Origin of the sequence: Aquirufa aurantiipilula (assembly GCF_019923745.1) — a bacterium.
Lineage (GTDB): Bacteria > Bacteroidota > Bacteroidia > Cytophagales > Spirosomataceae > Aquirufa > Aquirufa aurantiipilula.
The window spans coordinates 46,920-55,579 of record NZ_JAANOG010000013.1; the positions used below are offsets into that span (position 1 = coordinate 46,920).

General features: G+C 41.2%; 7 protein-coding genes. 3 read left to right on the forward strand and 4 right to left on the reverse strand.

The window, feature by feature from the left end:
• Positions 1 to 9: 9 nt before the first annotated feature.
• Together dinB and G9H60_RS12240 are read left to right on the forward strand one after the other, a co-directional pair.
• Positions 10 to 1,260, forward strand: coding sequence for a DNA polymerase IV (gene dinB / locus G9H60_RS12235; RefSeq protein ID WP_317197234.1), 1,251 nt, complete (start codon positions 10 to 12; stop codon positions 1,258 to 1,260).
• Positions 1,260 to 4,178: a DNA polymerase III subunit alpha gene (locus G9H60_RS12240; protein WP_223144340.1), complete on the forward strand. Its 2,919-nt coding sequence runs from the start codon at positions 1,260 to 1,262 to the stop codon at positions 4,176 to 4,178. Before dinB ends, G9H60_RS12240 begins: the two co-directional genes overlap by 1 nt.
• A gap of 274 nt (positions 4,179 to 4,452) precedes the next feature.
• Here G9H60_RS12240 and G9H60_RS12245 read toward each other — a convergent pair whose 3' ends face one another.
• The 4 genes from G9H60_RS12245 to G9H60_RS12260 form a co-directional block, all read right to left on the reverse strand.
• Positions 4,453 to 5,265 (reverse strand): SMP-30/gluconolactonase/LRE family protein, encoded by an 813-nt coding sequence (locus tag G9H60_RS12245; RefSeq protein ID WP_262900033.1) that lies wholly within the window; start codon positions 5,263 to 5,265, stop codon positions 4,453 to 4,455.
• Positions 5,266 to 5,354: 89 nt separating this feature from the next.
• Complete coding sequence (locus tag G9H60_RS12250; protein WP_223144342.1) at positions 5,355 to 5,711, reverse strand: bleomycin resistance protein; 357 nt, start codon at positions 5,709 to 5,711, stop codon at positions 5,355 to 5,357.
• Between the two features lie 73 nt (positions 5,712 to 5,784).
• Positions 5,785 to 6,450 (reverse strand): SOS response-associated peptidase, encoded by a 666-nt coding sequence (locus G9H60_RS12255; protein WP_223144343.1) that lies wholly within the window; start codon positions 6,448 to 6,450, stop codon positions 5,785 to 5,787.
• A gap of 86 nt (positions 6,451 to 6,536) precedes the next feature.
• Positions 6,537 to 7,763, reverse strand: coding sequence for an IS256 family transposase (locus G9H60_RS12260; protein ID WP_223144344.1), 1,227 nt, complete (start codon positions 7,761 to 7,763; stop codon positions 6,537 to 6,539).
• Positions 7,764 to 8,017: 254 nt separating this feature from the next.
• Here G9H60_RS12260 and msrB point away from each other — a divergent pair, with 254 nt between their 5' ends.
• On the forward strand, positions 8,018 to 8,503 hold the full coding sequence (gene msrB, locus G9H60_RS12265) for a peptide-methionine (R)-S-oxide reductase MsrB (protein ID WP_109322619.1): 486 nt from the start codon (positions 8,018 to 8,020) through the stop codon (positions 8,501 to 8,503).
• Positions 8,504 to 8,660: the final 157 nt, after the last annotated feature.

The window sequence follows — 8,660 nt, forward strand, 5'->3', positions numbered from 1 at the left end:
TATCCATTTATGGATACCATTTGTATCGAAATTACAAAAGGTATTCAGAATACCCAAATATCTATCAATTTTATGCAAGAGCGTGCCATTGTTCACATGGATTTGGACAGTTTCTTTGTCTCTGTCGAAAGACTACGAGATAGTGCTTTGGTGGGTAAGCCTGTCATTGTTGGGGGCTTATCTGATCGAGGTGTCGTGGCGGCCTGCAGTTATGAAACTCGTGCTTTTGGGGTAAGATCTGCTATGCCCATGCGGATGGCCATGCGGCTTTGTCCGGATGCTATTGTGCTACGAGGCGATCTTGAAGCCTATTCTCAATATTCAGAAGCGGTAACATCTTTGATTATGGAGCGTGCGCCTTTGGTAGAAAAGGCTTCCATTGATGAGTTTTATTTGGATATGACGGGTATGGAGCGCTTTTTTGGGGCTTATCGTTTTGCCACCGATTTACGTGAACGAATTCAAAAACAAACAGGCTTGCAGATTTCCTTTGGTTTGTCGGTCAATAAGACCGTATCTAAAGTAGCCACGAATCATGTCAAACCTGCGGGTCAATACCAGGTGTTGGCGGGAGAGGAAAAGGCTTTTTTGGCACCTATGCCGGTGGGTAAAATCCCGATGATTGGCTCGGTGACGGCTCAGACATTACGGAATATGGGAATTGTTCATGTAGGAACTTTGAGTCAAATGCCCCTGAAAGTCCTGGAGCGTAGTTTTGGTAAGTCGGGCGTGATGCTTTGGGAGCGCGCTAATGGAATTGATTTACGCCCTGTGGTGCCTTATTCAGAACAAAAGTCTTTGTCGAAGGAAATGACTTTTGATCAAGATAGTACGGATGTGGTTTTGTTGAGACGGATATTAGGTTCATTGACGGAGCAGTTGACCTATGATTTACGGACTTTGGGACAATGTACTTCTTGTGTTACGGTGAAGTTGCGCTATTCCAATTTTGATACGCATACCCGTCAAATCACCTTGCCTGCTACGGCGAGTGATCATCGCTTGATTCCAGCGGTGGTGGACTTATTTGAAAAGCTCTATGATCGCCGTTTGTTGATACGTTTGATTGGCGTGCGTTTCTCAAAATTATTACAAGGGCAGGAGCAGTTGAATCTATTTGATGATGGTGCTCGTTTGGCACCTCTCTACCATGCCATGGATGGCTTGAAAAATAGATTTGGAGAATTCTCTATTGTACGTGCTAGTGGTTTAATGGGTCGCCATGAACGTCGAAATATCTTACCTAAATCAGAAGATTAATGTATCTCAACTGTCATTCCTATTATAGCTTACGTTACGGAACGCTGTCGCCAGAGGCTCTGGTGGAGGCTGCTGCTGCGCAGGGTATTAAGGCCTTGGCATTGACTGACATACACCGCATATCGGGAATCTATGATTTTTTTCAGGCTTGTCGAGTGGCCAACATTAAGCCGGTGGTGGGTATGGAGTTTCGGCAGGGAGATGCTTGTTATTATATTTGTTTGGCTAAAAATGCCTCAGGATTGGCTCAAATCAATGCTTTTGCGAGTCAATATCTATTGTCTTCTGCCCCTTGGCCAGAGAGGCCGCCTAGTTCACCAGATGTATGGACCATCTTTCCTTTGGCACGTCGAGAACAAATAAAAAGTTTAGGTCCTCAGGAGCGCTGGGGAGTCAGAGCCAGTGACCGAAACAAATTGTGGAAAGAGCAGGACTGGGCTTCTTTGGTTTGGTGTCACCCTGTTACTTTTTTGGATAAAAGGGCATTCTCCATGCACCGTTTGTTGCGGGCTATTGACCACAATGTCTTATTGAGTAAGTTGCCATTGGAGGCACAAGCCCAGGACGACGAACGTTTGTATAGTCCAGCGGAATTAACGGATTTTTGTGCGGACTTCCCGAGCTTGCTGGAAGAAGCAGACCGTATCTTGGAGAGTTGTGAATTCTCTTTTGAGTTTAGGTCCTCCAAAAACCGCAAATTATTTAGTGCTAGTCCGGAAGACGATCAGGCTTTACTGGCTAAATTGGCCTATGAGGGGATGCTTTATCGTTATCCCCATTCCTCTAGAGAGGCGAAAGAGCGGATCAAAAAAGAACTTCAGGTGATTCATGACCTTTCTTTTGAGTCCTATTTTTTGATTACTTGGGACATCATTCGCTATGCGCGGTCGAGGGGGTATTTCCATGTAGGGAGGGGAAGTGGGGCCAATTCCATTGTGGCTTATTGTTTGGGTATTACGGATGTGGATCCCATTGAGCTGGATTTGTATTTTGAGCGTTTCATTAACCCCCACCGAACGAGTCCTCCTGATTTTGACATTGATTTTTCTTGGGATGAGCGTGATGAGATTATTGATTATATCTTCAAACGATATGGGGCGCAATACGTTTGCCTATTGGCGACTTATGTGACTTTTCGGGATCGCTCAATTTACCGAGAACTGGCGAAGGTCTTTGGTTTACCCAAGGCAGAGATTGATGCGTGGATAGCCCCAACGGCCGAATTGCGGCAGTCGAATTCCCAAATTCATCAATGGATCATTAAATACGGAAATCTATTGATTGATTTCCCCAATTACCTGAGCATTCATGCAGGGGGAATATTGATTTCGGATAGACCATTGTCGGAATATACCGCCTTAGAACCTATGCCCAAGGGTTTTCCTATTTGTCAATTTGATATGTATGTAGCCGAGGAAATCGGTTTTGCGAAGTTTGATATTTTATCTCAACGAGGTTTGGGGCATATCAAAGAGGCCGTGGAGATTATTCGTCAAAACCGTGGGGTCGACATCGATATACATCGGGTGGCGGATTTTAAGCGGGATGAGCGAATCAAAATCCAGCTAGAAAGTCATGAAACTATGGGCTGTTTTTATGTAGAATCTCCGGCCATGCAGCAGTTAATCAAGAAGTTACATTGTTCGGATTACCTGACTTTAGTAGCGGCAAGTTCCATCATTCGCCCAGGTGTGGCTAGTTCGGGCATGATGAAGGCCTACATCGAAAGGCATCATGCGCCTCATTCGTATCAGCCTGTCCATCCATTGATGGGGGAGTTGATGCAGGAGACTTATGGCGTGATGGTGTATCAAGAAGATGTGATTAAAGTGGCACATTATTTTGCTGGTTTGAGCTTGGCGGAGGCGGATGTCTTACGTCGAGGGATGTCGGGTAAATACCGTTCACGAGGAGAGTTTGAGCGCATTAGGGAGCAGTTTTTTCTGAATTGTGCTGAAAAAGGCTATGAGGAGGCGGTGGCGAAGGAGGTATGGCGACAAATGGAGAGTTTCAGTGGGTATTCATTCAGCAAGGCGCATTCGGCTAGTTTTGCGGTAGAGAGCTATCAAAGTTTGTATTTGAAGGCCTATTTTCCTTTGGAATTCATGGTGGCAGTGATTAATAATTTTGGTGGTTTTTATCGGACGGAGTTTTATGTGCATGAGGCGCGTAGGTCGGGAGGATGGATAGAGGCGCCTGAGATTAATGAAAGCGAGTATTTGACACGCTTAGATGGTCAAGTGGTGTATTTGGGTTGGGTACATGTCAAAGGTCTGGAGAAAGGATTGATACGGGAATTGTTGGAAGCCAGAAAGCAGGGCCCTTTTGTATCTTGGGAGGATTTTGGTCGGCGGGTGAGTTTAGGTTTGGAACAAGCCATCATTCTGATTCGCGTGGGAGCTTTTCGGCGATTAGGAACAGGAAAAAAGAATTTGATGTGGGAGGCTCATGCTCGTTTTCAGGGGAAAGTGTCCGAGGTGGTGGCTATGGAAATGTTTGAGGATAGTACGGAGATTGGTGTTTTACCCACCCTGGTACATGAGCCGCTAGAAGATGCTTTTGATGAGTGGGAAATCTTGGGTTTTCCGCTTTGTTCGCCTTTCGACTTATTGGAAGAATGGCCTGTTACGAGTTTGAATGCACACTTGTTGGCCGATCGAGGCGATATTTTAGGTTATCTGGTAACCTTAAAACCTACCTGGACGAAAAAAGGTGAGCGGATGTATTTTGGCTATTTTTTGGATGCGCAAGGTGCCTTTTTTGATACGGTACATTTTCCTTCGGATTTAAAGAAATATACTTTTAAGGGCGGAGGCGTTTACTGGATGCAGGGGCAAGTTATGGAGGAATTTGGTCACCGCTCTTTGCGGGTTTTACAGATGCGCAAGCTGGGTTGGAAAGCGGATCCACGGTATTAGTTAGTTATTAGGGATTAGTTATTAGAGTTTAGTTATTAGAGTTTAGGGTACAAATCGCAAAGTTAGATATATACTCAGAGGCAAAATAGAATGGACCCAATGACAAATATGAAATAAAGACATCAATACACTTGACTGAGATCCAAGCATTTTCATTCACTATTCGACATAGCATATGTCAAACAGCGGGGATATTTTCAATTGCCCTCTAACCCCCTAACTCCTAATAACTAATCCCTAAACCCTAATAACTAAACCCTAACTCCTAATAACTCTACCTCAACCTATACGCCACAATCGACTTTTTGAAAAAAGTAGGGACGTAGACCATGCGCTGCTCTGGGTTATAGCCAATGTCTGCCGTATTGTATTTTTTTTCACGCGTATCCAGCATGGTGGTTAATTTCCCTGCTTGGTCCATGTAGTAAATTAAGCCTGGCCAGCAAGAAACCACAAAATCTCCATTGCCAATTGGCTCAATGCCATCTCCACCAATTTCTGTCGTAGCAACAGGCACCAGTTTTTTATCTACACCAGCTTTGAACACCACATTGGCAGTCAACATGTACAAATCATCACCAACCGCTTTAAGTCCATTAACCCCTTTGAGGTCACTTAAATAAAGTGCTGCTTTGCCATTTTCAATGCGATGAACCTTGCCTAATTTGGAATCAGAAACATAAACAATTCCTTGCTTGTCAATGGTGATATCGTTCAAGCCAGTTGCCCCTTCCACGGCAATTTTAGCTGTTATTTTTCCAGTAGCCAATTGGACAACGACTACTTCAGAAACATCCGCTACATATAATTGTTGCTTCCAAATACCCATTCCCTTAGGTGCATTTAAGCCTGTGACCCAAGAGGCATTCAGAATTTTACCATTTTTATCTAGTTTGGCAATTTCTCCTTTGCCATCCACATCCCAAGGTTGTCCATCAATTAGGGCGACATAAAGTCCACCTTGGTGGTATAAAACCGACTCCGGTACAGCGAGTGTCGTATCACTTTCCCAAACTTTTTCTAAGGTATGTTGCGCTTGAGCAGTCCAAGAAAGTAATCCCAATAGAGCAATTAGTAATTTTTTCATCGTCATTAGTTATTAGAATAGTTCCTATTTTTTTAATGGAGTTAATTTACAAAAAAATAGCATGTCATCAGCTTGATCGATTCCATCGCCTACATCGCTTCCCCAAATGTCAGCAAATTGTGATCCGGGTCAAGCAAAGAAAACTCTTTTTGCCCCCAAGGTTTTAATTCTAAAGACCCATTGGGATGAATTTTTACTTGATTATCCAATAAAGATTGATAAAAACCGCTAATATCCTGAGTTCGGATGTATACCTGTCCATAATTTTCCAGAGGATTCAAGTCTTTGAACTCGAAAAAATGGAGTTGAATTCGATCTTTTTGTATCATCAAATATCCCTCATAATCAACTTGCCCCACTTCTTGAAAGCCTAGCTGAAGAATATAATAATCCCTGGTAGCCTTTTTACTTCTCATGGGTAATTTAGGATGGATATCGGTAAGCATAAGATGAAGTTTAAAGGATTTTACAATGGCAAAATTGTGTGAATGAAGACGTGTTGGAGGAAAATGCGAAATTTTATGCGAAAAGTTGAGTTTGCTCACCTAAATTTTTCACCTTTTGAGCCTGCATACTAGCGCTGTCAAAAGGCTTGAAAAAGGTTTTAATCTCCTCGCTAGACATAGGTGCTAACCAATTTCTTTCTTGATCAGCGGAAAGAATTAAGGGCATTCGTTTTTTTGTATTGTGTATCGTTTCCATTAGGTCATTGGCGGGAGTGGTAATGATGGAAAATGAAGGTTCTAGGTTTTTTGTTCTGGGATTATGCCAAATTGCATAGATTCCAGCCAAAGCGAATGGACCTTTTGTTTTTAGATGAATGTGGTATTCAATTTTTTCTTTACCCACATGTTGCCATTCGTAGAATCCATCCACAAGCACGAGACAGCGTTGTTTTAAAATGGATGGTTCAAAGGATGCTTTCTCAAAAATACTTTCTGATTTAGCGTTTAAGGTATTTTTAGGTAATTCTTTGGCTTGCTCTTCATTGGCCCAGGCTGGAATCAGGCCCCAAGGAAATAATTGGATGAGTTCTGGTTTGGCTTGTGTAATGATGGGCAAGCCAGCTCGTGTGAAGCCTGATATTTTGCCCTTTTTTGCCAATGATTCTTCGTATTTAGCTTGTGCTTTGAACCTAATTTCCAAGGCCTTATTGGAGCTGGTTTGGTCGGTGTAGTAGCACATTTGAGCAAATTATAAAGGATAAATGATGAATGATAAATTGTTTTTCAATTTAGTATCTTTTAGTTGTTAATTCCAATTGGGAGTGCTCAATGAACTGTGTCATTGTTTAATAATCTATCTGCGAAGTAAATATTTAATTCGTTTCTAACCGTATTCCAACCAAACATTTTTCCTGACCATTTGGTATTAGCATTGATGGTAGCTAGGTAAATCTGTTTGATAATGGCATCCTCATTGGAAAATGCCCCCTTAGTTTTGGTTACTTTTCTTACCATCCGATGAAAGCTTTCAATGGGATTTGTCGTGTAGATAATCTTTTTGAGTGTGGCTGGATACTTGTAAAAATTCGATAGCCTATCCCAGTTATTTCGCCAACTTCGAAAGATTACGGGGTATTTTGCTCCCCATTTTTCTTCTGCTTGATTCAAATAATGTAATCCAAGGTCTAATGAATTGGCTTGATATATTTTCTTTAAATCGGCAGTTAGCGCTCTTTGATCCTTCCAGCTCATGTATTTTAAACTATTGCGCATTTGATGAACGATACAAAGCTGAACATCCGTATTGGGAAACATATCTTCAATAGCATCTCCAAAACCTTTCAGGTTATCAATACAAGCCACACAGATATCATGCACACCTCTAGATTGAAGTTCGTTCAATATTTGACGCCAAAAGGCTGAACTTTCACTATCACCAAAATAGATACCGATCACTTCCTTTTGACCCTCTAAAGATACAGCAAGTATGGAGTAAATGGTTTTGGTCTTAACTATCCCGTTTTCCCTGACTTTAAAATACATCGCATCCAGCCAGATGACTGGATAAACATTCTCTAAAGGCCTATTTTGCCACTCTTTGATCTCGGGGATGATTAGATTTGTAATCGCTGTTAAGGTGCCATCAGAGATGTCTACACCATACATATCAGACAAATGTTTCTGTATATCTGAGTAGCTATTGCCCATACCAAACAAGCTGATAATTTGTTTGTCGATATCACTACTAATACTGGTCTGACGCTTTTCTACCGTAAGAGGCTCGAAAGTGGCATTTCGGTCTCGTGGTGAGAAGATTTCAAAACCTCCTAAACTACTTTGAACGTTCTTCGAGATACGACCATTTCTACGATTCTTTTCGGGTTTACGCGTTTGTTCAAGATGAGAATCTAGCTCTCCCTCAAGGGCGGCTTCTAGAATTTTTTTGATCAAAGGTGTGAATACCCCATCCTTGCCCGTGAAAGGCTTTTTTTGTTTTAATTGTTCTGCGGCTTGCTTGACAAAGGCCTCAAAATCAAATTTCTCTTTTTCCATGGATTGTGTCAATTATTAATTAAGTTAGTAATTGACACAGTTTATTAAGCAGACTCTTCCAATTGAAATATATCACTCTTTATTCTTTCATTTTTTAATGTTTCTTTCTATTCATATTTTTTATTTCACAATTCACCATTAATCATTTACAATTTATCATTCAGCATTTATCATTTGCCATTCTTCAAAGACTACTTTGTCAGTATAATTGAAACAATCTTCTTTTTTTCTCGTTATTTGTAAAAAAAACATTTATGAAATCTCTATTTATTTCTTGCATCGTTTTTTTATGTTTTCAAGCTTGTGGTCAAAGACCCAAGGATGCTGCTCAAGCGAATATACCTATGAAAGATCTACCTCATTCAGAGGCCGAATGGAAGGCCAAATTAACTCCAGACGAATATTATATTTTACGTCAAAAAGGTACAGAGAGGCCTTTTACTGGGAAGTTTTTGATGCACAGCGAAAAAGGAGTGTATACCTGTAGAGGTTGTGGCGCTCATTTATTCTCTTCCAATTCAAAATTTGATGCGCACTGTGGTTGGCCTAGTTTTGACAAAGAAATCAAAGCTGGAGTAATTAAAGAGACCGTGGATAATTCCTTAGGCATGCGTCGCATAGAAATAACCTGTGGAAAATGTGGAGGGCATTTAGGGCACGTTTTCGACGATGGCCCCACCGAAACTGGTTTACGTTATTGTGTCAATTCGGTTTCTTTGAGCTTTGAAGCAAGCAAGTAGAGAATTATAGATTATAGGTTATAGATTATAATTTGTCAATGCCTGAAATAGGTTGACCGTTTAAAAGTAAAATTTTAAACTTAAAATCTATTAATTATGGCCAACAAAAAGTTGTATCTTCAAAGTGTGTCACAAAGACGTCTTCGTCATTTTAGTG

What these genes read in the sequence shown, in the direction of transcription:
- dinB (WP_317197234.1), top strand. Translation starts at nt 10, where the DNA reads ATGGATACCATTTGTATCGAAATTACAAAAGGTATTCAGAATACCCAA.
- G9H60_RS12240 (WP_223144340.1), top strand. Translation starts at nt 1,260, where the DNA reads ATGTATCTCAACTGTCATTCCTATTATAGCTTACGTTACGGAACGCTG.
- G9H60_RS12245 (WP_262900033.1), bottom strand. Translation starts at nt 5,265, where the DNA reads ATGAAAAAATTACTAATTGCTCTATTGGGATTACTTTCTTGGACTGCT.
- G9H60_RS12250 (WP_223144342.1), bottom strand. Translation starts at nt 5,711, where the DNA reads ATGCTTACCGATATCCATCCTAAATTACCCATGAGAAGTAAAAAGGCT.
- G9H60_RS12255 (WP_223144343.1), bottom strand. Translation starts at nt 6,450, where the DNA reads ATGTGCTACTACACCGACCAAACCAGCTCCAATAAGGCCTTGGAAATT.
- G9H60_RS12260 (WP_223144344.1), bottom strand. Translation starts at nt 7,763, where the DNA reads ATGGAAAAAGAGAAATTTGATTTTGAGGCCTTTGTCAAGCAAGCCGCA.
- msrB (WP_109322619.1), top strand. Translation starts at nt 8,018, where the DNA reads ATGAAATCTCTATTTATTTCTTGCATCGTTTTTTTATGTTTTCAAGCT.